Origin of the sequence: Halococcus salifodinae DSM 8989, assembly GCF_000336935.1 — an archaeon.
In the GTDB taxonomy this organism is placed as follows: Archaea; Halobacteriota; Halobacteria; order Halobacteriales; family Halococcaceae; genus Halococcus; species Halococcus salifodinae.
The window spans coordinates 25,290-48,502 of the sequence record NZ_AOME01000002.1 but is presented as its reverse complement, the minus strand read 5'-3'; the positions used below and the strand labels follow the sequence as shown (position 1 = coordinate 48,502).

Sequence of the window (23,213 nt, the reverse complement as noted above, 5' to 3'; positions counted from 1 at the left end):
CGGCGTTTGGGCGGGTTTTTCGATTCGATTTAGAGATTCAGCGTCCCTCGAACTCGGGGTCGCGGTCCTCGCGGAAGGCGGCGGTGCCTTCGGCCACGTCGTCGGTCCCCATCAGAATCGAGAAGCCCTGGCGTTCGAGCGTGAGGGCGGCGTCGAGGTCGGCGTCCGCGCCCTCGTTCATCACCTTCTTCGCGACTTCGAGGCCGACGGGCGGCCCGTTCACGATGTCGGCGAGGACTTCTTCCATGGCGTTGTCGAGCTCGTTGGCCGGCACCGCACGGTTGATCATCCCCCAGTCGGCTGCGGTCGCGGCGTCGATCTGGTGGCCGCGGAAGACGAGTTCCTTCGCGCGCGCGGCACCCACGAGCCGGGTGAGTCGCTGGGTCGCGCCGCCGCCGGGGATCAGGCCGAGTCCGATCTCGGGCTGGCCGAATTTGGAGCCCTCGGTCGCGATCCGCATGTCACACGCGAGCGCGAGTTCGTGGCCGCCGCCGAGGCAGAACCCCTCGATCTTCGCGATGACAGGACGAGGAAACTCCGCGACGGTCTCGTAGGTCGGCGTCGCCCGGAGCACGTCGGCGGGCTCGGTGTCGGCGAACCCGGTGACGTCCGCGCCGGCCGAGAACGCGCGCTCGCCCGTGCCTTCGATGGTGACGCAGCGAAGCTCGTCGGGATCAGTAGTGGAAAGGAGGTGGTCGATTTCTTCCAGAAGGTCCTGTGAGAGCGCGTTCAACCGTTCGGGCCTGTCGAGTTCGATCGCGAGCACGCCCCGGTCGTCGATCTCGTAGTTCAGGTCGTGATACGTCCGCTCGTCGCCGTCGCCGTGGGAGTAGAACCCCTGCCCGGCGTCCGCGCCGGTCTTCCCGCTCTCGCCGAGTTCGACGAGGTAATCGGCGGGCGCGAACCGCTCCTCGCCGGTCTCGTCGTGGAGCGCTTCGAGCTTCTCGATGATCCGATCGAGTCCGATGTCGTCGGCACGCCGGCACGGGCCTTCGGGGAACCCGGCACCGAGGCGCATTCCGGTGTCGATCGCTTCCGGGGTCGCGACGTCCTGCCCGATGAGCTTCGCGGCCTCGTTCACCATCTGCGCCTCGACACGAAGCGTATCGAACCCCTCGCCATCCCCGGGTTCGTAGTCGGCTCCCTCTCCTTCTTCGTAGTCGTAGTAGCCCTTGCCGGTCTTGCGGCCCAGCTCTTCGGCTTCGACTTTCTCCTCGATCAGCGGCGGGTTCTCGATCCCGGCCTCCTCCCGTACTGAATAGCCGATGTCGATCCCGGTCAGGTCGCCGAGCTCGAACGGTCCCATCGGGTAGCCCCGCTGATGGACCATCGCGGCGTCGGCTTCCTGGATGGTGGCTTCACTATTTGAAACCATCCACGCCGGCTCGACCATGAACGGTCCCAGCACGGAGTTGACCACGAACCCCTGGACGTCCTTCCGGACGTAGATCGGGGTCTTATCGAGCGATTCGACGAACGCGTGGGCAGCTTCGGCGGTCTCGTCCGACGTCCGCTCGCCGTAGATGACCTCGACGAGGTCCATCTTGACTGGGGGGTTGAAGAAGTGGGTGCCGACCACGCGTTCGGGATCGTCGACGGCGGTGGCGATCTCGGTGATCGAGAGCGACGAGGTGTTCGAGGCGAGGATCGCGTCGTCGGGTGTGAAATCGTCGAGTTCACCGTAGATCTCCTGTTTGAGCGCCATTCGCTCGGGCGCGGCCTCGATCACGAGATCGACGTCACCGACCGCGGTCTCCAGGTCGGTCGTGATGTCGATCCGATCGAGCACGTCGTCGGCGGATTCGTCGATCCGGCCCTTCTCGTCGAGTTTGTCGAGGCTCCACTCGATGTCCTCGTAGCCCGAGTCGACGAACTCTTCTTCGACATCACGCATCGTCACGTCGTAGCCCGCGATCGCGACGACTTCGGTGATGCCGTGGCCCATGTTGCCCGCGCCGAGCACCGCGACACGCTCGATCTCACTGGCGTCCATACAGACGAACCCACCCGGCACGGAGTTAACTCCATCGCCACTGGTCAGCGAATCCCGGAACACACTCATCATTGTTAAGCAATGGTCGGGGCGGAACGACTGATTCCGGGCCACCCGCCATCCCTTCGTGGGTCCGGCCTGTCGACTCTCTGCAACCGACCCCGAACCCGTTCGGGCCCAGCCAATCAAGACGCACCGACCTGTCGCTTCACGAACTGTACCATCCGGAACTTTTATGAACAATGTGTCCTAGTCACGGACTACCAATGGTTAACAATGGTAACGAATCGAACGGTGAGAGCGGCAACGACCCATCGGCGGACGATGGACGCAGCAGTCCCTCGGCTGACGAGGGAGACAGCAGTCGGCGGACGTTCCTGAAGGCGACCGGCGGTGCAGCGGTCGGGGCGGCGGTTGCGGGTTGTCTCAGCCTCGGTGGCGGCGACGGCGGTGGTTCCAGCGGTGATGGTGGCTCCGGCGGTGACGGCGGCTCCGGTGGCGGTTCCGGAGGTAGCGGCTCCGATTCGGGCGGTAGCGACAACGGTTCCGGTGCGAGCGGTGGCACCGGCTCCAGTGACAACGGCTCCGGCGGTGGTGGCAATGGGACCGACGGCGGCAGCGGCAACGCATCGGGTGGGGGCTCCGGCGGGAGCGCCGATATCGAGGGTCCGATCACGATCGGGGCGCTGGCCCCGAACCCCGAAAACGATCCCATCGGTGGCTCGATCGTCAACGGCGCGGAGCTCGCGGTCGCGGAACTCAACGAGAACGGCGGGATCGGGGGCGCGGAGGTCGAGCTGGCGGTCGGAAACACCGAGGAGGACCCGTCGACCGGTCAGCAGCGCTACCGTGAGCTCGTCCTGAACCAGGAGGCAGACCTCACGACCGGCGTGTTCACCAGCGAGGTCCTCTTGAACATCATGGACGACATCGCCCAACAGCAGACGGTCCACATTACGGCCGGTGCGGCGAGCACGGAGGTCTCGGCGATGATCGCGGAGAACTACGAGCAGTTCAAATACCACTTCCGGGCGGGTCCGCTCAACGACCTCGACCTCGGCCGGAACATGATCGACTTCGGGAAGGCCAACTTCGAGGCGATGGGCTGGGATTCGACGTATGCGATGGTCGAGGACTACACGTGGACCGAGCCGATCTCGGAGCTGTTCAACGAGAGCCTCGGCGAGGTCGGCGTCGAGGTGGGGGGCAATCAGCGCTACGCGAGCGGGACGACGAACTTCGGACCGCTGTTCGACGACGTCGAGAGTGCGGACGTGAGCGGGATGTTCACCGCGATGGCCCACACGGGAACCGAGGCGGTCGTCCAGTGGGCCAAACAGCAGCGGCCGTTCGGCTTTGCGGGCATCCACGTCCCGATGCAGCTTCCCTCCTACTACGAGTCGGTCAACGGGGCCTGTCTCTACGGCGTGACCCAGACCTCCGCGACGCCACAGAGCGAGGTCACCGAGAAAACCCAGCCGTTCGTGGAGGCTTACAACGAGGAGTACGACAGCTATCCAGTTTATACTGGGTACATCGCGTACGACGCGATCAAACTCTACGCCGCGATGGTCGAGCAGACGGGCACGACCGACGCCGACGAGCTGGTGTCGGCGATGGAAGAGGCCTCGTTCACCGGGACGACGGGCAACCTTCAGTTCTACGGGCGCGACGAGGACCACCCGCACGACCCGATCTACAGCGAGGACGCCATCTACCCGGTGTTCCTCCAGTGGCAGGAGGGCGAGGACGGCGGCGGGGTCCAGGAAGTCATCTGGCCCGAACAGTACAAGACCGCCGACTACCAGCCGCCTGCCTGGATCTGATCGATGGTCGATGTCGCCAACATCCTCATCAACGGGGTGGTGATCAGCTCGCTGTACGCGCTGGTCGCGATCGGCTTTACGATGATCTTCGGCGTCGGCGGGACCATCAACCTCGCACACGGGGCGGTCATCACGATCGGCGCGTTCGCCGCCTACTACGTCACGACGGCGGGCTTTGGGATCTGGGCGGGCGTGTTCGCGGCGATCGCGGTCCCGGCGCTGTTCAGCGTGCTCCTCTACAAGGGGTTCGCCGAGCGCCGCAGCGACAACGTCATCGTCGTGATGATACTCACGCTCCTGGCTTCGATCGTCGTCGAGGAGGTCATCCGGATCGTCGAGGGGAGCCAGCCCCGGGCGATCCCCACGCTCGTCGCGGGTAACACCGAGATCCTCGGCAACGCTGTCCAGAACAATTTGTTGGTGGCGGTCGTGCTCTCGTGGGTGCTCATCGGTGGGCTGTTCGCGTTCATCAACTACACGAGCACGGGGAAGGCGATCCTCGCAACCAGCATGAGCCCGCGCGGCGCGGCGCTGGTCGGCATCGAGAGCGACCGGATCAACCTCTACACGTGGGCGATCGCCGGTGTCCTCGCTGGCCTCGCCGGCCTCTTTCTCGGGTCCTACCAGACCGCGAACTGGGCGATGGGGCGCGAGCCGCTGATCCTCTCGTTCTCGATCGTGGTGCTCGGTGGACTCGGCTCCATTCGTGGGAGCCTGGTGGCGGCGTACGTCATCGGCTTCCTCGAAGTCATCACCACCTCCGCGATCGACCCGCGGCTCAGCGGGCTCGCCGGTCTCGTGATCCTCGTGCTCGTCCTCCTGGTGCGTCCCGAAGGCCTGTTCGGCCGGGAGCTCGCGGAGGCGTAGATGGCGGACGAAAACCTCTCCGGCGAGACGGTCGAGAACCCGTCCGCGACGACCGACGAGCCGTCGCTGTTCGCGTCGCTTCTCGCTCCACGCTATCTCGTGGGGCTCCTCGGCGTCGTGGTGTTCGCCCTCCTCCCGTTTCTCGGCGTGTCGACGACCCAGCTCCTCGTGCTCATCGGCGCGCTGTACTTCGGCCTGTTCGCGATGAGCTGGGACACGGTGTCGGGGTACACCGGCGAGATCAGCTTCGGCCACGCGATCTTCTTCGCGGTCGGGGGGTACACCTCGGCGCTGCTCAACCTCGGCCACGGTGTCCCGCCGACGCTCTCGATCCCTGCCGGGGTCGTGCTCGCGGCGGTCGCGGGCGTGCTGATCGGTGTGCCCGCACTCCGACTCCGCGGGCCGTATCTCTCGCTCGTGACCCTGGTCGCACCGCTGATCCTGCTCCAGACGTTCATCGTCTACGGCGGGATCTTCGGCGGCGAGCTCGGGCTGAGTTCGCCCGCGAGCCTCGTCACCGCCGACGAGTTCGAGCTGGTGGTCGTCGCGAACTACTACATCGCGCTCGGCCTCTTTCTCGCCGTCATGCTTGCGCTCCTCCTCCTCATGCGTTCGGGACTCGGCTCGGTACTGACCGCGATCCGGGAGGACGAGGACGCGGTCGCGGCGGCGGGACTCGACGTGGCGAAGTTCAAGGTGTTCGCGTTCGTGCTGAGCGCGGCCGTCGGCGGGCTCGCAGGCGCGATGTTCGTCCACACCCCCGTCGGCAGCCCTCAGCCGAGCCAGCTCCTCGGCCTGATCGTGAGTATCGAGGTGCTGATCGCGGCGATCCTCGGCGGGATGGGGACGATCGTGGGCGCGGGGCTCGGCGGCGTGTTCTTCTACTTCACCAACGATCTCCTGAACCAGCAGGACGCCACCATTCCCCTCGTCGACGTCGGTGTCAACGAGGCCAGCCTGCTGCTGTTCGCGCTGCTGGCGATGGTGATCGTCTACTTCCTGCCCCAGGGCATCTTCCCGTCGGCGATCCGAGCCGGCCGGCGTGGGCTGCGGCGCGCCCGCGGAGGCGAAACCGTCGCCACCGATGGCGGTCGTGGTCCCGACGAAGCCACCGAGGGCAGCGACGCGACGAACCCCATCGAGCAGACGGCCGAACGGTATCGGCGCGCACTCGACGCACTGAACGATCGGTTCGACGGCGGTGAGAACGAATGAGTACTGAATCGAACGCCGACGCCACGAACGACCGCGCGACGAACGAAGCACAAACCGATGAGAGCGAGCCTGACGGGCCGACGACTGCCGAGCGCGAGCCCCAAACGGAGGCCGCGAGCGATGCCTACGGGCCGGACGACGGGCTCCTCGTCCTCCAGAACGTCACCAAACGCTTCGGCGGTCTCACAGCGGTCGACGATCTCTCCTTCGCGGTCGAGGAGGGCGAGATCCTCGGGTTCATCGGGCCGAACGGCGCGGGGAAGTCGACGACGTTCAACTGCGTCACCGGGGTCTATCCGCCCACCGCCGGGACAGTTCACTACGACGGCGAGGACGTCACCGGCACTGCGGCCCACGGAATGGTGAAACGCGGCCTCGCGCGCACGTTCCAGTCGTTCCGCCCGCTCGAAGACCGCTCGGTGCTCGACAACGTCGCGCTCGCACTCACGCCGGATAGACTGTTCTCGCTGTCGGGCTTTCGCGGGGGGTTGCGCGAACAGGCCCGGGCGATCTGCGAGCGGGTCGGGCTCGGCGATCGTACCGAATTATCGCCGAGCGAGCTCCCCCACGCCGGGCTCCTCCGGCTCGAACTCGCCCGAGCGCTCGCGACCGATCCCGATCTCCTCCTGATCGACGAGCCGTTCGCCGGACTCTCCGGTGGTGAGGTCGAGGACGTCTCCGGGCTCCTCACCGAGCTTCGCGAGGAGGGACTGACCCTGGTGGTGGTCGATCACAACATGCGCGGGCTGCTCTCGCTGATCGATCGGGCGATCGTGATTCGGTTCGGCTCGAAGCTCGCCTCGGGCACGCCCGAGGAGATCCGGGCGAACGAGGAGGTTCAAGAGGCGTACCTCGGAGGAGGGCTATGAGCACAGACACCGACGCCGCCGGCGATTCCGACGGCACCACGCGAACGGACGAGGCCGACAGCGGCGAGCGAACCGACCGCGAAGCCGGAGACGAGACCACGCTCGCGATCGAGGACCTCCAGGTCTCGTACGGCAAGGTGGCTGCGCTCCGCGGGATCGATCTCCAAGTGGGAAGCGGCGAGATCGTCTCGGTGATCGGCCCCAACGGCGCGGGGAAGACGACGCTTGCCGNAGATGTGTATAAGAGACAGGGCTGATCCACTGCACCGAGGAGCGCGACCTCTTCGGCCACATGAGCGTCGCCGACAACCTCTCGCTCGGCACCTTTCGACGCGGGAACGCCGACGAGCGCCGGTCGTTCGTCTACGATCTCTTCCCCGTGCTCGAAGAGCGCGCCGACCAGCACGCCCGGACGATGAGCGGGGGCGAACAGCAGATGCTCGCCATCGGCCGGGCGCTGATGAGTTCACCCGACCTCCTCGTGCTCGACGAACCCACACTCGGGCTCGCACCCGTGGTGCTCGACGACATCAGCGACGGCCTCGACCGCATCCAGGACGCCGGTGTCACGATCCTGCTCTGCGAGCAGAACGTGACCTTTGCGATGGACCACGCCGACCGGATCGCGCTGCTCGAAAACGGCGAGATCGTCCGCGAGGGCGCACCGGCAGAACTCCGCGAGGACGAGTACATCCACGACGTCTACCTCGGTGGATAGTCGGAGACCTCCCGCACCGAAACGGATCCCTTTGGGGATTACGATCGGTAACTCTCGTCGGCACAGAATCAACCACTGGTTCGTTGCGGGGCAACGCTTTAGCCGGCGGGCGTCCACGTCCCACGAGAAACCATGACAAATCTCGTCACGAACGTCGAATCCACGGCGGCGGAGCACCCTGAAGAGACTGCGATCCACTACGACGGGACGGAGCTGAGCTACGAGGAGTTCTGGTCGCGGACGGGGGCGTTCGCCGCCGGGCTCACGGAGGCGGGCATCGAGTCGGGCGATCGGGTCGGGATCTATCTTCCAAATCTCCCGCAGTTCGTGATCGCCTTCCACGGCGCGCTCCGGGCGGGCGCGGTCGTGGTGCCGATGAACCCCCAGTACAAATCCCGCGAGATCGATCACCTCCTCTCGGACAGCGGTGCCGAGGTGGTCGTCACGCTCTCGGATCTCGTCCCGATCGTGGAGCAAGTCCGCGACAACACAGCCGTCGAACACGTCGTCAGCGTCGGTGGTGAGTCCGAGGGCGCGACACCGTTTGGAGAGTTCCTCGTCGAGGCCGCACCCGCAGTGGCCGAACGGGCGGACGACGACGTGGCGGTCCAGCCGTATACCTCGGGGACCACCGGCCAGCCGAAGGGCGTCCTCCTGACCCATCAAAATCTCGCCTCGAACGCGCGGATGGCGATGGACCTTCTTCCTGGTGGGACCACCGCCGACGACCGCTCGCTGGGCGTGCTCCCGCTCTTTCACATCTACGGGATGACGGTCGTGATGAACACCTCGCTGTTCGCCGGCGCGGCGTACTACCCACTGCCGGAGTGGGACGCACAGACCGCGCTCGGGCTAGTCGAGTCGGAGGAGCTCACCATCATGCAGGGTGTACCCGCGATGTACAACGACGTCATCAACCAGCCGAACGTCGACGAGTTCGATCTCTCGTCGCTCCGGTTCGTGAACTCGGGTGGGAGCAGCCTCCCGGTCGAGGTGCTTCGGCAGTTCGAGGACCTGTTCGGGATCGAACTCTACGAGGGGTACGGCTTGACCGAGACGTCACCAGTGACCCACTTCAACAGCCCCGACGCGCGGCGGGTCGGCAGCATTGGCCAGCCGCTGCCAGGCGTTGATTCGATGGTGGTCGACGAGAACTTCGAGCCAGTCGAACGGGTTACGGAGGGACCGGTCGATGAGGACGAGACCGACCTCGATGCGATCACCGGTGAGCTCGTGATCGCGGGCCCGAACGTAATGGCTGGGTACCACGACCGGCCCGAAGCCAACGAGGAGGTGTTCACCGAACGCGACGGCAAACGGTGGTTCCACACCGGCGATATCGGCTACAGCGACGAGGACGATTTCTTCTACATCGTCGACCGGGAGAAGCACGTCATCGTCACCGGCGGCTACAACGTCTACCCCCGCGAGGTCGAGGAGCTGCTGTTCGAACACCCCGACATCGCCGACGCTGCGGTAGTCGGCATCTCCGACGAGCGCCGCGGCGAGACCGTGAAGGCGTTCGTCGTGCCGGTACCCGATAGCGACGTTACTGGCGAGGAAATCAAGGAGTACTGTCTCGACAGTCTCGCGGAGTACAAACATCCCCGCGAGGTCGCATTCATCGAGGAGCTTCCGCGGACGACTACCGGGAAGGTCCAGAAGTTCGAGCTCCGCGGGCGTGAGAGCGACGAAGCGGAGGCGGCCGAATGAGCGACGCGGCGGGCGGTGAGCCGACGGACGACGATCCGGTGGTGCTCGACGTTGCGGACGGGGTCGCGACGCTGACGCTGAACCGCCCGGAGATGCGCAACCCACTGACCAGCGAGATCGCGCGCGGGATCATCGACGCGGTCGAGCGCCTCGAAGACCGCGACGCGCGGTGTCTCGTGGTTCGCGGTGCGGGCGGCGCGTTCTCGGCTGGTGGCGACGTCAACGCGATGGCCGAGCGGCTTGCGGGCGAGACCACGCTCGACGAGGCGGTTCAGCGGATCACCCAAGAGACCAGTCGTGCGGTGAAGCGCGTCGCGGAGTGCCCGCTGCCGACGGTCGCGAAGATCGACGGCGTGGCGTTCGGTGCGGGTGCAAACCTCGCGATCGCCTGCGACCTCCAAGTCGCGAGTGCTGAGGCGAGAATCAGCTTCGGCTTCCGGCAGGTCGGCCTCGCGGTGGATTCGGGAACCTCGCACTTCCTGCCGCGGATCGTGGGCGAGAACACGGCGAAAGAACTCGTCTTCACCGGCGAACTCGTCGAAGCTGATCGTGCGGAGTCGCTCGGGCTGTTCACTCACGTCTATCCCGGAGAATCGTTCGACGAGCGCGCGGACGAGTTGATCGAGCAGATTGCCACGGGGCCGACGGTGGCGCTCCGGACCTCGAAGCGACTCATCCGGCAGGGCTTGAACGACTCGCTCGATCAGGCGATGGAAAACGAGGCCGCCGCTCAGGCTGCGGTGTTCGAGACTCAGGACCACCGCGAGGGCGCGGAGGCGTTCATGGCGAACGAGGAGCCGGAGTTCGAGGGTCGGTAGCTCGCGGTTTGGCTGTTTGGTTGTGGCCGGCGGCTGCGGTAGCGGGGCGGGCCTGGCGTCTCGACGAACGGAGTGAGTCGAGGCTCAGGAGAGCGAAGCTCTCCTGGTGGATGAAGGGCGAGATCACGAACGGAGTAAGTGATCGAGGGCTTCGGCGGTGCGTGGGGTTGTGGTCGGTTGTATTGTCCGCGCGAGCGAAGCGAGCGCGGTTCGCCGTGAACGAGCGCCGGAGTTCCCGCGAGCCGAAGGCGAGCGGGAGCACGGAAGAGCTTGCTCTTCCGGAGGCGCGAGTGAGCGGGTGTTTTTAGTCCAGGTTTTTACAAGGAGTGGTGGGCGAGCGAAGCGAGCGCACCCGACGCAGTAAAAAAGTGGTCCGAAAGCACTAATCCACCCGCGGTGAGAATGGAGGTATGGCTGACGACGACAACGGCGAGGACGAGGACGAACCGGTCGTCGAACTCGGCGAGAGCGAATCGATCGAGGGGGTCCCGCTGTCGCGGGCGACCTCGCGACTGACGTGGGGGATGGAGAAATCACGGCTCGAACGCCGGATCGGCGACACCGAGATCCGGACGCCGGACGGGCCACGGCGGATCGACGACGTGCTCGACGAGATCGACGAGACGTACTTCGAGCGCCGCCAGGAGTTCGAGTCCCACGTCGACGAGGTCGTCGGCACCGGGCCGGTGCCGACCGCGGACGAGTAGGTCGTGGCGGTCCGCACGTTCGATCGCCTCCAACTCTCGTGGGTGCAGGTGTCGCTGCTGTGGGGCGGCGTCCTCGCGATCGTGTGGATGGCGTGGAACGACGCCGCAGGCAGTACCGGACTGTGGGCGCGCACCGCTCGCGACGCGATCGTGTATCTCGCCGGGCCGGGTGTACTCGCGTGGCTGTACGGCGAGCGATTGGGATGGCGCGTCGATCGCGAGGCACTGCGGAACACCCTTTTGCTCGCGCTGTTCGTGCTCCCCTTTTATCTCGTGGGATCGTCGCTGCCGTCCGTGCGGGCGTACTACCCGATGTGGGGGACGAGCGCGGCGCTTGGGGCCTTTCTCCCGCACGCCGTCGGCCAGTTCGTGATCGTGATCGCAGCCGAGACGTACTTCCGTGGGCTGCTCTGTGTCGGCGTTCGCGAACTCGGCCCGAAGAGCGTGCTCATCAGTCCCGTGCTCTACGCGCTCCAGCACGCCGCGAAACCACCGATCGAACTACTGCTCTCGGGGCCGACCGACGTGCTGTTCGGCGCGGTCGACTACCGGAGCGGCTCGATCCTTCCCTCGGTCGTGGCCCACGGCCTCGGGCTCACGCTGCTCGACTGGCTCGTGCTCCATCCGCCGTTGCTTTCGCCCGAACGGGTCGTCGGCTGGCTGCGGTGGCTTCCGGTGCCGGTCTGATAGCGTCCGGAATCTGACAGCCCCCTTCCTGAAGGGTGTCCGTTCGAAGCGGTTCAGTTTGGGTGTCTTTAGCTGTTGGCGACAGGAGTGAAAAGCTCTCACTCCTCGCTCTCATAGGACTCACCGACGGCCGACGGCACCCGTGTCGAGCCCCATATCGTGAGAACGACGATCACGATCACGTAGGGGAACAGATTGACGAGCTTGTTTGGGACGCTGATGCCTGCCGTCTGAAACTGGATCTGGAGCATGTCGAGACCGCCGAACAGGAGTGCGGCAGCGGCCGCACCGATCGGGTTGTAGTTGCCGAATAGATAGGCCACGATAGCGATCCAGCCTCGGCCAGCAACCATTGTCTCGCCAGTACCGGTGAACGATCCTGCCTGCGCCAGCAGTACCGCGCCACCAAGGCCTGCCATCACGCCCGAGAAGATCGTCGCCGCATACCGGACGCGTGTGACGCTAATGCCCGCCGTGTCCAACGCTTCGGGGTTCTCTCCGGCTGCCTGCAGCCAGTAGCCGTATCGAGTACGAAAAAGCACTATCCAGGCCACTACCGTTACGAGTAGAGCGAACAATACCAATGGTGAGCTATCGAAGAGCACTGGACCCAAAACCGGGATCTCTGCGAGAAACGGTATCGTTAGGTCGTTGATGGTGGTCAGCCCGGGGCTGTTCCTGCTGCCCCAGACGAGAACTGCGGTGAAAGGACCGAAGCCGAGGCCGATGAACCAGACTGCCAGCCCTGCTACGAGTTGGTTTGCTTTATATCTGATCACCAACACGGCAAAGGGAATCACGTACACCAGTGTGAGCAGGCCGGACGCGAAGACGGCGATCCAGAGGTCGCTTTGACCAGGTGAGCTACCGCCGACGATCCACATGATGGCTGCTGCGTTGACCGCGCCGAAAATCATGAACCCCTCTAGCCCGACGTTGAAGACGCCGCTCTTCTCAGCATACAGACCACCGACTGCTGCGAGTGCAATCGGGGCCGCTGCCTGAAATGACCGCTCGACAAACCCGACCGTCAAGAGAGCTTCGACCGGTAAGTCGAGTAAGAGGGTACCCAACACACCGATGGCGATCAGCGCAACGACACCGCCAACCTGGACGGTGTTCTGACGAGCATATTGGGCCATGCTCATCAGTCATCACCGTCCATTCCGGTCCGCCGGGCGGCCATGCGAAAGAGTTCCGGAGCAGCGACGAACAACACGACGAGACCGACGATGCCGTCGATCAACTGTGCGGGGACATCGCTGTTGAGCCCGATGAACGACGTGGCCGAGTCGAGCCCGCCGAACAACAGCCCAGCCGGGATGACTCCGAGTGGGTTGTTCGCCGCGAGGAGACTCACCGCGATCGCGTCGTAGCCGTAAGTAGCGATACCTCCTGGCGTGCTGTAGTAGCCTTGTATCATAATTGCGAAGATTGCACCCGCGATCCCGGCAACCATTCCCGAGATCGTCATCGTCACCACGATCATCCGCTTGGCATCAACACCGGAATACGCCGCTGCGGACTGTTGGTACCCGCTTGTGACGATATCGTAGCCGAAGCCAGTTCGCACCAGAAGAACGGAAAGGACCCCCGAAACCACGAGTGCGATGGCGAGACCGACCATCGAGAAGTCAGGGACGTCATAGATTAGCCGAGGAAAAGCGACGTACTCTGGGATCCGCTCGGTGTTCGCTGCCGCCTGGTCTTCGCCTCTGAACGGGCCCTCAACGAGCCAACCGACGGCTCCGATGGCGATGAAGTTCAGCATGATGGTGGTGATGATCTCGTTCGTGTCGGTGTATGCTTTTAGTGCGCCTGGGAGGGCAGCATACGCGCCGCCAGTGATGGCGGCGGCCAGAAAGCCGACCAACATCAGTATGATGCCGCCGATCGTTCCCTCCGGTACCATGGGGGCAAGCCAGAGAATCGAAATGACGGTAGCGAACCCACCGACGATGAACTGGCCCTGTACCCCGATGTTGAACACCCCGGCTCGAAACGCGACTGCGACCGCGACACCGGTCAAGACGAAGATCGTCGTGAACTTCAGTGTCCGTGCAATGGCAGCATCGTCGCCGAACGATCCCTCGAATACGTTGGCGAGGAACTGTACCGGGTCATATCCGCTAGCAGCGACAATCATCAGCCCGATGAGTAGCGCCGAAACCGTCGATGCTACTGCAATGGCGAGTCGTCCGAGAACCGATGCATTTTGGAGACGAGCACTGATCCGGCTGAGAACCTCCGAAGAACGAGTTGATTCGCGGTCGCTCATATCTCCGCCTCGCTCTGTTGGGACTGTTCGATCGGTTTTCCGTCCTCATCGGGGTCGTGACCCGCCATCAGCAGCCCCAGTTCCTCTTCGGTAACATTGTTCGGATCGACTGTGTCGATGAATTCACCTTCGTACATGACCGCGATTCGGTCCGAGAGCTTTTGAATCTCGTCGAGTTTCGAGGAGACGACCACGATCGCCAGTCCGTCGTCACGAAGCGAGACCAGCCGTTCGTGAATCGACTCGATCGAACCGATGTCGACCCCACGGGTCGGGTGTGACGCGATCACCACGTCTGGATCGTGTTCGATTTCGCGCCCGACGATGAATTTCTGCTGGTTGCCTCCGGAGAGAGAACTCGCCTTGATGGTCGGGTTCTGAGGTTGTACGTCGTAGTCTTGTACGATCTCCTCTGCGTGATCACGGATCGCCCTCCAGTCGAGAAATCCGTGGCTGGTGTACGGTTCGATAGTCTGGTTGCCAAGCAACGCGTTGTGTACCAGATCATAATCCTGGACCAACCCCTCTGTCTGGCGGTCTTCGGGGATATAGGCAATACCGGACTCGATCCGCTGGCGTCGGTTCGTTTCGGTGATATCCCGATTGTGGAACTGCACGGTACCTGATTCGACGGATCGGCCGCCGGCGAGTGCCCCGATCAGTTCGCTCTGTCCGTTGCCTTGGACGCCCGCAATACCGAGTATTTCCGACTCCCGGACTGTGAGGTCGATTCCGCGAACTTGTTCGAGGCCGCGATTGCCACGGACTCGCAGCTTCGTGGCTTCGAGGACGGGCTCACCGGACTCGGTTTCTCGTGGACGACGATCGGAGAGGATTTCCTGATCGACCATCATCCGCGCCAACTCCTGTTCGGAGGTATCGTCCGCGTTCACGGTGCCGACGGCCTCGCCGTCGCGAAGAACCGTGATCTGGTCGGCTACCGCCAGTGCTTCGTCCAACTTGTGGGTGATGAAGATGAGCGAGCTGCCAGTCGCCGTGAGAGCTTCCATCACTTCGAGGAGTCGATCGACTTCCTGGGGGGTAAGAACCGCCGTCGGTTCGTCGAAGATGAGGATTTCTGCGCCTCGGTAGAGACTCTTGACGATCTCGACACGCTGTCGAACACCGAGATCGAGATCCCGAATCGGCGTATCGAGATGCTGGTCCACCTCGAAGTCATAGCGCGAGCAGATCTCCTCGATATTTTCTCTTGCAGCCGACTCGTTGACCAGCCCGTTGTCGGTTGGTTCGTGGCCCAGAATGATGTTTTGTAGTACGGTCATCGGTTCCACGAGCTGGAAGTGCTGGTGGATCATGCCTACGCCAGCATCCATCGCGTCTCGCGGTCTATCGAACGTCCGCGATTCGCCATCAATACTGATCGTTCCGGCGTTTTGATCGTACAGTCCGTAGAGGACACTCATCAGCGTCGTCTTCCCAGAGCCGTTTTCACCGACCAGAGCGTGGATCGATCCTTTCCCTACGGAGAGGTCAACGTCGTCGTTCGCCACGACGTCGCCGAAGCGCTTGGTGATCCCTTCGAGTCGGACTGCAGGTGTCTGTGTATCATCCGTCATTATACAAATCCCGTTTGTGTCGTGTTCTGTGGTGTCTGGAGATCTACTGGCAGCCGGATGCAGTACAGGGAACACTGATATCGCCGTCGATGATGCCCTGTTTCGCCTCCTCGATGTTCTGTGTCAGCACGTCCGGTAGTTCACCCTCGTACGACTGTCCGACAACAAAGTCGACAGCGTTGTCTTCAAGCGTGAGGACGTTGTCACCAGCGACGCTATCGAAGTTATCGTTGGCGACTGCCATCGCGACCTCCCGCGTTCCCTCGTTGATGAACTTGACTGCCGAGCCCATGATGACGTCCTGGAAGTCCGGAAGGGTTGTGGACTGATCCGAGTCGACGCCGATGGCAGGGCGACTCTTGCTCTGTGCTGCTTGGAAGACGCCCCGTCCCGCCGCCGCAGCACCATGGTAGACGATGTCCGCTCCGCCGTCATACTGTGAGTTGGCGATGTCGGCTGCAGTGCTCGTATCGGTGAAGTTGCCGATGTAGCCGACATCGACTTCGACGTCCTCGTTGACTGACTGGGCACCAGCAGTGTATGCCCGTTCGAAGGCGTTGATAAGCGACCCGTCCTCGCCGCCAACGAAGCCGATCTGGGCGGAATCCGGGGTCGTCGAGACGCCCCCAAGAGAGAAGTCCTCCGTAGTCATCGTTCCGGCCGCAACCCCAGCCAGATATGACATCTGGTGGTTGGCCCACGTGTAGCCAGCGACGTTCGGCTGATCGACGAAGGCGTTGATCAGCATCCAATTTTGGTCGGAGTAATCGGCTGCGTTCTGTGTCAGCGCTTCCGTATGGTTGAACGAGACCAAGACGATGAGATCGTAGTCACCGCTCTGTGCCAGATTCGCCTGTACCGACTGGTACTGTGATTGTTCAGTCTCCTCTACTTGATTGATCTGGAGGTTGGTTGCGGTCGCTGCGGCGTTCAACCCATCGAGAGCAAGATCGTTGAACGCGTTGTCGCCAAAGCCGGCCGGACTCGACACGATCGCGATGTTCGTTGGCTCCCCGGATGTGACGGTAGTACCGCCGAATTCTTCCGAGCCGTTGCCTCCCTCGCCGGAACCATTCTCCATCGAGGCGTTCCCCGTAGAAGCAGTATCCGCAGACGTCTCCTCTGCAGAGGTCTCTCCGTCCGTCCCTGACGCGTTCCCGCTGCTGTTGTCACCACCACCACTGTCATTCTCACTACCACCGCTACTATTCCCACTACCCCCGTCACCACTCCCACCAGAACAGCCTGCGAGAGCGGTCCCAGAGAGGACTGCTGCGCCAGTCTTCAGTACGGTGCGTCGTCGAGCTGCCGCGTTCTTCGTCGTGTGTTTCTGGGTACTGTCTTCGGAATCGTCCGCTTGGTCCGCGTTCCGGGACATGATGTACTACTTTCGAATTACCTACAACCATAAGTAATTTTTGTTGTGTTGGTATATCTACTGTTCATCCCCGTGCTCAATGAGTTGCACCGCCTTGCTGATATACGAGTCACAGTCGTCTTGACTCGGTGAGCGACGCGCAGAGATTGGTTCGTGCATTCTCACTCGTTGCTGACCGTTTCACAATCGGTGTATTCGCCCCGCAAGGAAGACGATGGGCTGCTCACCACCCCGAGTGTGAACCGGATCACCGCTACCGCGCACACCAAACCAATCCAACGGCCGATCGTAGAAATCCGTCTTAGAGCGACTGCGAGATGCCTTGAAGCGTCTTGAGGAATCGATCGGTCCAGTATTGCTATCATTCAGGCGGCGGTACTCGAACCAGCCAAAAGTTCACACACGGTTGCCGTCTGGTGGTTTTCGTTTCGGTGTGCAGTGGGTGAGTGCGATCGACGATCGTCCAGCGGTTGCGTGCATCGACAGGCAGACAACACCGATTCGCAAAACCACTCCCTGAGGGGACTCAAATTCCTGCTAACGGCTGTCCCAGAATCGGACGCACTGTTCGATGGTCCCTCCGCAAGGATCGATGAGTAACCAAAACCGGTCTTCACACTCGGATCCGATTCACCCGCACCAGTGTCTCTTGTGGGGTTTGTGGCCGATTGTGAACACTGGACTAGTCGCTAAGCGACCAGCAGAGAACCCCTCGAACCGTATCGGCTGGTAGATCCGTGTGTGAACGCAGAGTCGATAGTTCCCAATCGAGGTGAGCGGCGGAGCTAAATCATCGGTCAGATTAGGTGATGGCTGTGTGAGTGAATGCAGCGTATCATGGAATTCGTCGCACAACTCCATGCTAGGCCGAGAACCAGTGCCTGATACGTAGACAATATCATCGCTATTCAGAACCAGCGGGAACAGTCTTCTCAGACGGTGGCCGAACACCAGGCGAATCTTTCTATGACACGCTGGGAGCATCCGTCTTTAGCTAAGAGTCGAACCGCAGGACAGCGACGGAGTGATCTCTGAGTGCGCTCATCGGGTGCTTCACTCGAATCCAGCGCGAGCGCGCTTGGTGGAGCGGATGCTCCCCCTCCCCCAACTGCTTGTCCTCCAGGCAAGGAGGCGGTTAGCTAAAGCCCGATGAGGCCATCATGGCCGTACTCTTCGAGGAGCTCACGGAGCGTCCGTAGCCGGACGTAGAGCGGATCAGGCGTATACAACGTCGTTCCCCCACGATCGGTTTTCAGGAGGACGCTCATCTCGACGAGTCGTTTGAGATGGCTGCGAGCCGTGTTCTCCGCGACGAGGGTCTCGTCTGCGATGTCCGATGCCGATCGGGGCTGTGCGACCGCTTCCGCGACTGACCGAACCCTATCGAATGCGCTCGTGTGTTCTTTCCACGCTTCGAGGCCAGGTTCGTTGTCGACCATACTCTCTCTCACCACTAGACGTCAATAAATCCACCACTGGTATGAATAGTCGAGCTCGACCTGTCGAGCAATCGGTGATCGTCGGGGTTGCGGTCTCTGATGATCACGCCGACGCGTCGCTCCCGGCCGCCCTCGTAGCCGAGTGGTGCTGGGGAGTATCCTACCGGACGGAATTTATCGTGCTGTAGCACACATACACACTCGTAGTTCCGCTGGAACTGCAACATAACCATCGGCTACGCGCGAAGAACCCATGAACAAATACGACGATCTCTTCGACGATACCGCCCCCGACGACAGTGTGTTTACGGACAAGGGCGCGCTCGATCCGCTTTCGGAGCCCGACGAGATCGTGGCCCGCGAGCCCCAAGAACGCGAGCTGGCGACCCTGCTCAACGGGGTCCACGAGGGCTATCTCCCGACGACCGTCTCGATCTACGGCCCACCGGGAACGGGAAAGACGCTGACGACCCGGCGACTCTGTACCGAGTTCGCCGCCCGCACCGACCAACTGGCCGCCGAGTACGTCAACCTGAAGGAATGTCGCTCGCTGTTCAGTGCCGCAAACGAGATCCACTTCGAACTCACCGGTGAGAAGAAGGGTGCCTACGAGGGTCTCGATGGGGTGTTCGAGGGGATCTGGGAGGCGCTTGCGGCGTATCCCGAGTGGACCGTGCTGATCCTCGACGAGATCGATCAAATCCGGCAGGATTCGAACTACGATCCCAACGAGTTCTTCTATCGGCTACTGCGTGGAGAGGGGAAGCTCAAACGGGACATCCAGCTCTCGGCGTGGCTCCTCAGCAACGAGTTGATCGATGTCGATCTCCGGGTCGACAGCCGCGTCCAGAGTGCAATGAGCGACGAGGCGGTGTTTTTCCCACCGTACAACCAAGCGAAGCTTCAGGCGATCGTCGAACCCCGCGCCTCCAGCGGGCCTTCCGTGAGGGGGCCGTTCCCGAGAGGGTTGCCTGCTACGGCATCGGTACGGCCGCCACACGATGGGGTGACGCTCGCAAAACGCTCACCCTGTTTCGCCAGGCCGGCGAAACGGCCAACGACGAGGGGCTCACACAGGTCACCGAAGACTGCCTCGACAGCAACATCGAGACGACCGACAGAGAATCGACCGTCGAGAAGCTCCTGAACCTCTCCGTCCATCACTTTTTCGTGCTACATGGGGCCGCCGATTGGACCGACACCCGGACGGGTGAGACCGTCCAACCGGTAACGACCGAGCAGGTCCGCGAGGGGTACTCGCGGCTCATCTCACAGGACAATCAGATCAGTACCCGTGCGATCCGTGAGACCATCACCGATCTCGAAACGATGGGGCTCGTCAAGACGTGGGTCGAATCGAAAGGCAGCAACGGCCGCGCGAAACAGGTCGAGACTTTTTAGTAGTAGCGCATGTCCTCGCGACATATCGTCGGTTTCCCGATGGTGGCAGAACGAAACCTATCGCTTACTCGAGGGACCTCCTCGATTTCGAGTCATCACTGGTCACCTCACACTCGCGTTCACGACATGAGATGTTATTAGAGGTGTTCTAGTTTGATTTCAGACGCTGATTGTCGCTTCACGATTAACGATATCTTCCGGAGGAAGCCATTGGTATCCCTGTTGTGAGACGACTGTGAACCGACAAGACTCCGAACCGACGAGCAGCCTTGGGTAAGCCTCGATGCCGCATGCGATCCGCTGAGGGGCCGAGCGACCTATGGGAGCGACGGGCCACCCCTGGACGGCCGTCGAAGCCACGCCGAGGATCACACACGGCTGCAGTCCCCTGATTTCGACGGTATCGAACGACGATCGGGACTGGCCGGCGATCGCGTGGTGGCCCCTGAGAACGCACCGGCGCGACGATCGACGGGGCCGTACTCGACCCAGCGATGCACCGAACAGGCCAGCGTCTGTAAGCGTCGTGGCTCGCGGAGCGACGATCGGCGATCGAATCGTGGACGCCACATGGAAGGTGGCCACCGTGATACCGATCAGCAGTCGTTCGAATGCGTTGCACAGACGTGTTGCGTGGCATGAGCTCCCTGTTGGATTGCCCGGTTCCTAATGTGACGCAGAACTTTCTCCCCTACCTCATAGAGTGCTCTAAGGCTGACTCAACCTACCTCTGTAACGTTGTGATCCGGTAGGACCAATGGAGTGGCTACCCGAACACCACTGCTGGTCCCTAGCAACGCTGGCGGACACAGTATCGCCGCGGGATCCGAACGGCGATCGCCAGCGACGGCGTGTCAGTCGAGGACGCGAACCCATGGCGCGGATACCGCTCGGTTTCTCGCCGGGACGCCGTGACGAGAGAGTCTCGGATGTTTCGCATGCAACAGTGAGGGGTGGGGGTTTATTAGCAAATTCGTCGGATGCAACGGTGCCCCCCTACATGCAACGGTGGTATCCGTGCGAACGGTTGGCAACCGACTACGACCACTGACGGAATCGCCGCCACAACTCCGCCGGGAGCAATGCGTTCGTTCGGCGGTATTCACTGGCGCACTGGAGCCCTTTGGGACATCGTTTCGCCGTCTCTCGATACCATACGTGGGGGACGGAACGAGTTCCGACTGACAGGCCGAATCGTGTCGTCGTGGATCGGCCACAGTGGTCATGACGGCGGACGACAGCACGCTCAAGGTGTCGGGCCCACCGTACGGCGTGGATCGATGAAATGTTGGGTGGCGCTCATACTGTCGGACAGCGGTGATTGCATATCAGACAGCAACGGATCGCCGGATAGTGCATACACATTTCATACCGACCCTCACATGACCTTGGTGACAGTCCCAGAAAGGGTCCCATACTCTGGAGAGACGGCGTCCGAATTCGACGGACCTCCAGCAGACGGCACACCATCTGGACAACCACTGTATCGATCGTCCCTGAACCACCACTGGTGGTATGCTGTGGGACGAATCCGTCCGTGAGTGCACGGTTCGTGTCGACCCATCCACGCAAGCGGTGACGTCCGACAGTGTGGTGATCGCTCATGTTCGATTCGGCCCGTACAGACCAATCAATCGGGTCGTGGAGAAGCGCGAGTTCCCCGAGATCACACGGGATGGACGATGTCGCAGACGAAGAAATGGTACTCAAAGTACGACCCGAACACGGATCGTGTGGCGACGTGCCGACCGCCACTCACCGACCGAGCGTCGCGGCGACGATCCGATCACTGCGACTGGGCTGTCGATTCCACCTCCCGAGTACGGTTCGCGTGACCGGCTAGCCGCCCACACCACCACAACCGACAATCACCGACCGTCGACTGGCTTCCGAGACTCGGCTGCCTGTGGGTTCGTCATACTCCCGAACGCGACCCGATCGGTCGGCCATGACGGTACTCGCCCGCTCCACACTCGTCGTCACAACAGTCAAGACAGCTATTCCTGCGGTCGTGAGACCGATCGTGAAACCGGTATAACTCCTCGTGAGGGCGCTAGCGCCACTCTCGACGCGTCTCGACCACTGTTTCCGACTGTGAAACCCAATCGGTGGTGTCGTCGGCCCGTGGCGCTCGGGACGTGCTCGTCGCCCCGCGTCGGCATCGGCGGGGGTGGTGCTGGCGGCGAGCGTTGTTCCGGTCTCAGGAGAGGTCGAATACTACATCGTCGTCGATCGCATCGCGCATCCGTTCGACCGGGTAGATATCGGTCAGGCCGGCCGTATCGATGGTAAACTGGCTTGGCGGCGTGTTCTCGCTGTAGGTCTTTTCGACCCGGGGGTCGCCGTCGGCCGGATCGTTGAGGGCCGTGAGGATGTCGTGGCCCTCCCCTCTACTCATCGCAACCCAGACCGCATGTTCGGGATCGCATGCGGCCATCTTGTCGAAGTCGGCGGGCGTGCCCTCCCTGAGATCGTGGGTGGCCCGCTCGACTTCGAGGGTGAGTGCGATCTCGCCGTCGGCATCGAGGCCGGCGATGTCGAGTCGCCGCCCACCGTCGATATCGTAATACGGCTGTATCTCAACGATCGGTGAGTCGGGATCGTCGACGCAGTTCGCTTCGAGCGATCGACGGGCGATCTCGACGGCACAGACGTGCTGGCTCGACTCGCCCAGATCGCCCTTGCCGTCGCCGTAGTCGAGACCTTCGCGGTAGTTCTCGCCGAGCAGCTCGCGGCCCTCGGCCGTCACCGAGTAGAGGCGGTGGGGATGGTCCGATTCGTGACGTGCCAGCACGTCACCGACGAGCTCGTCGACCGCCGCGTCGTCGATGCCGACGTACTCGTGGAGCCGGAGCATGCTATCGCAAGTGATATCGTATTCGAGGTCGGCGTAGCGAAGCTGCTGGGCGTTGTGGACGGCCTGGACAAAGCAGAGCTGGCGGTCTGAGTACGCCGAGGCGGCGCGTTCCTCGGGAGTGAGCTTGAGATCGGTCGCACAGATCGGCACGTCGTCGCGGTCGATCTCCGCGAGACTGTGACAGCACTCGATCGCACGACGCATCCCGTCGATGTCCGGACTGTGACGGCTCCGACACGCCGAGCATTTGAGTGCATCCATCGTCGGGTCGTATTCGACGCACTCGGGCAGGCGCTCGGTGTACGGCAGCGCGCTGTCGAGGCGCGGGAGCTCCGCGTCGCCGTCGGCGGCTTGCTCGTCGGTCTCGGCGAGGCTTGGCTCCTGGAGGCCCAGGCCGATGTCACCAGCGCGCTCGGTCGCCGCTGGAAGCGCGTTCTCGTATGCCTCCAGTTCTTCGTCAGTCGCTGGGCGATCGCCGGCCGGATCGCCCGGCGGTGGTGACGCCGAGTGGCCGAGAAACAGCTCCGGGTCGTTCTTTTTGTGCGGCGATCGGGGTCTCAGCATCCACCGGCCGTCGTTGAGCGCACGGAGTCGGTTGCCGACTTTCCGGAAATCCATATCATGGGTTGCGAGCCGTTTGGCGAGTTGCTCGTCGAACGGAACGCAACCGATCATCAGCGTTCCGATGTTGTTGAGCACTTCCTCCTGAACGTTCCGTTCGGTTCCCTTTCGACTGAACTGTTCGGGATACTGTGTCAAAAGCGTCAGCGAACAGTTGAATTCGCGGCCCTCGGCCAGCAGTTTGCCGAGCATATCGGAGGTCGCGATGGTCGAGGCCTCATCGAGATAGACGTTGACGAGCGGCTGCTC

Annotated in this window: 14 protein-coding genes and 3 pseudogenes; 11 read left to right on the top strand and 6 right to left on the bottom strand. The window is 62.7% G+C overall.

Annotated elements, in window-relative coordinates; all coding sequences use genetic code 11:
- Positions 1-37 precede the first annotated feature (37 nt).
- The gene (locus C450_RS00235; RefSeq protein ID WP_049909756.1) at positions 38-1,993 is read right to left on the bottom strand and encodes a 3-hydroxyacyl-CoA dehydrogenase/enoyl-CoA hydratase family protein; all 1,956 of its coding nucleotides are present in this window, start codon (positions 1,991-1,993) and stop codon (positions 38-40) included.
- A gap of 266 nt (positions 1,994-2,259) precedes the next feature.
- Between C450_RS00235 and C450_RS00230 the strand changes: the two genes are divergently transcribed.
- From C450_RS00230 to C450_RS00190, 9 genes and pseudogenes are all read left to right on the top strand, one after another.
- Positions 2,260-3,819 carry an ABC transporter substrate-binding protein gene (locus tag C450_RS00230; protein WP_005038578.1) on the top strand — a complete coding sequence of 520 codons (1,560 nt, stop codon included), beginning with the start codon at positions 2,260-2,262 and terminating at the stop codon, positions 3,817-3,819.
- Between the two features lie 3 nt (positions 3,820-3,822).
- Entirely contained in the window at positions 3,823-4,686 is an 864-nt protein-coding gene (locus tag C450_RS00225; protein WP_005038576.1) for a branched-chain amino acid ABC transporter permease, read from the top strand.
- Positions 4,687-5,901, top strand: coding sequence for a branched-chain amino acid ABC transporter permease (locus C450_RS00220; RefSeq protein ID WP_005038575.1), 1,215 nt, complete (start codon positions 4,687-4,689; stop codon positions 5,899-5,901).
- Positions 5,898-6,770 (top strand): ABC transporter ATP-binding protein, encoded by an 873-nt coding sequence (locus C450_RS00215; protein ID WP_005038573.1) that lies wholly within the window; start codon positions 5,898-5,900, stop codon positions 6,768-6,770. The genes C450_RS00220 and C450_RS00215 overlap by 4 nt, the downstream gene beginning before the upstream one ends.
- Positions 6,767-7,488: pseudogene (locus C450_RS23395) on the top strand (ABC transporter ATP-binding protein). Before C450_RS00215 ends, C450_RS23395 begins: the two are co-directional and overlap by 4 nt.
- Before the next feature lie 132 nt (positions 7,489-7,620).
- Positions 7,621-9,201, top strand: a complete 1,581-nt coding sequence (locus tag C450_RS00205; protein ID WP_005038569.1) for a long-chain-fatty-acid--CoA ligase — start codon at positions 7,621-7,623, stop codon at positions 9,199-9,201.
- Positions 9,198-10,019: an enoyl-CoA hydratase/isomerase family protein gene (locus C450_RS00200; RefSeq protein WP_005038568.1), complete on the top strand. Its 822-nt coding sequence runs from the start codon at positions 9,198-9,200 to the stop codon at positions 10,017-10,019. The genes C450_RS00205 and C450_RS00200 overlap by 4 nt, the downstream gene beginning before the upstream one ends.
- A gap of 410 nt (positions 10,020-10,429) precedes the next feature.
- A complete protein-coding gene (locus tag C450_RS00195; RefSeq protein ID WP_005038567.1) occupies positions 10,430-10,726 on the top strand; it encodes a DUF5789 family protein in 297 nt (98 codons plus the stop codon).
- A 3-nt stretch (positions 10,727-10,729) separates the two neighbouring features.
- Positions 10,730-11,413 (top strand): CPBP family intramembrane glutamic endopeptidase, encoded by a 684-nt coding sequence (locus C450_RS00190; RefSeq protein ID WP_005038566.1) that lies wholly within the window; start codon positions 10,730-10,732, stop codon positions 11,411-11,413.
- A 98-nt stretch (positions 11,414-11,511) separates the two neighbouring features.
- Here C450_RS00190 and C450_RS00185 read toward each other — a convergent pair whose 3' ends face one another.
- From C450_RS00185 to C450_RS00165, 5 genes and pseudogenes are all read right to left on the bottom strand, one after another.
- A complete protein-coding gene (locus C450_RS00185) occupies positions 11,512-12,561 on the bottom strand; it encodes an ABC transporter permease (protein ID WP_005038564.1) in 1,050 nt (349 codons plus the stop codon).
- Positions 12,561-13,691, bottom strand: a complete 1,131-nt coding sequence (locus C450_RS00180) for an ABC transporter permease (protein ID WP_049909746.1) — start codon at positions 13,689-13,691, stop codon at positions 12,561-12,563. Before C450_RS00180 ends, C450_RS00185 begins: the two co-directional genes overlap by 1 nt.
- The gene (locus C450_RS00175) at positions 13,688-15,268 is read right to left on the bottom strand and encodes an ABC transporter ATP-binding protein (protein ID WP_005038562.1); all 1,581 of its coding nucleotides are present in this window, start codon (positions 15,266-15,268) and stop codon (positions 13,688-13,690) included. Before C450_RS00175 ends, C450_RS00180 begins: the two co-directional genes overlap by 4 nt.
- A gap of 43 nt (positions 15,269-15,311) precedes the next feature.
- Positions 15,312-16,646 (bottom strand): BMP family lipoprotein, encoded by a 1,335-nt coding sequence (locus tag C450_RS00170; protein WP_049909744.1) that lies wholly within the window; start codon positions 16,644-16,646, stop codon positions 15,312-15,314.
- 1,142 nt (positions 16,647-17,788) lie between these two features.
- Positions 17,789-18,085, bottom strand: a pseudogene (locus C450_RS00165) (DUF7342 family protein); the annotation flags it as partial.
- A gap of 253 nt (positions 18,086-18,338) precedes the next feature.
- Between C450_RS00165 and C450_RS00160 the strand changes: the two are divergent.
- Together C450_RS00160 and C450_RS21955 are read left to right on the top strand one after the other, a co-directional pair.
- Positions 18,339-19,480: pseudogene (locus tag C450_RS00160) on the top strand (Cdc6/Cdc18 family protein); the annotation flags it as partial.
- Between the two features lie 1,681 nt (positions 19,481-21,161).
- Positions 21,162-21,329 (top strand): hypothetical protein, encoded by a 168-nt coding sequence (locus tag C450_RS21955; protein WP_161606927.1) that lies wholly within the window; start codon positions 21,162-21,164, stop codon positions 21,327-21,329.
- The last annotated feature ends 1,884 nt before the right edge of the window (positions 21,330-23,213 follow it).

What these genes read in the sequence shown, in the direction of transcription:
- C450_RS00235 (WP_049909756.1), bottom strand. Translation starts at nt 1,993, where the DNA reads ATGGACGCCAGTGAGATCGAGCGTGTCGCGGTGCTCGGCGCGGGCAAC.
- C450_RS00230 (WP_005038578.1), top strand. Translation starts at nt 2,260, where the DNA reads ATGGTTAACAATGGTAACGAATCGAACGGTGAGAGCGGCAACGACCCA.
- C450_RS00225 (WP_005038576.1), top strand. Translation starts at nt 3,823, where the DNA reads ATGGTCGATGTCGCCAACATCCTCATCAACGGGGTGGTGATCAGCTCG.
- C450_RS00220 (WP_005038575.1), top strand. Translation starts at nt 4,687, where the DNA reads ATGGCGGACGAAAACCTCTCCGGCGAGACGGTCGAGAACCCGTCCGCG.
- C450_RS00215 (WP_005038573.1), top strand. Translation starts at nt 5,898, where the DNA reads ATGAGTACTGAATCGAACGCCGACGCCACGAACGACCGCGCGACGAAC.
- C450_RS00205 (WP_005038569.1), top strand. Translation starts at nt 7,621, where the DNA reads ATGACAAATCTCGTCACGAACGTCGAATCCACGGCGGCGGAGCACCCT.
- C450_RS00200 (WP_005038568.1), top strand. Translation starts at nt 9,198, where the DNA reads ATGAGCGACGCGGCGGGCGGTGAGCCGACGGACGACGATCCGGTGGTG.
- C450_RS00195 (WP_005038567.1), top strand. Translation starts at nt 10,430, where the DNA reads ATGGCTGACGACGACAACGGCGAGGACGAGGACGAACCGGTCGTCGAA.
- C450_RS00185 (WP_005038564.1), bottom strand. Translation starts at nt 12,561, where the DNA reads ATGAGCATGGCCCAATATGCTCGTCAGAACACCGTCCAGGTTGGCGGT.
- C450_RS00180 (WP_049909746.1), bottom strand. Translation starts at nt 13,691, where the DNA reads ATGAGCGACCGCGAATCAACTCGTTCTTCGGAGGTTCTCAGCCGGATC.
- C450_RS00175 (WP_005038562.1), bottom strand. Translation starts at nt 15,268, where the DNA reads ATGACGGATGATACACAGACACCTGCAGTCCGACTCGAAGGGATCACC.
- C450_RS00170 (WP_049909744.1), bottom strand. Translation starts at nt 16,646, where the DNA reads ATGTCCCGGAACGCGGACCAAGCGGACGATTCCGAAGACAGTACCCAG.
- C450_RS21955 (WP_161606927.1), top strand. Translation starts at nt 21,162, where the DNA reads ATGGACGATGTCGCAGACGAAGAAATGGTACTCAAAGTACGACCCGAA.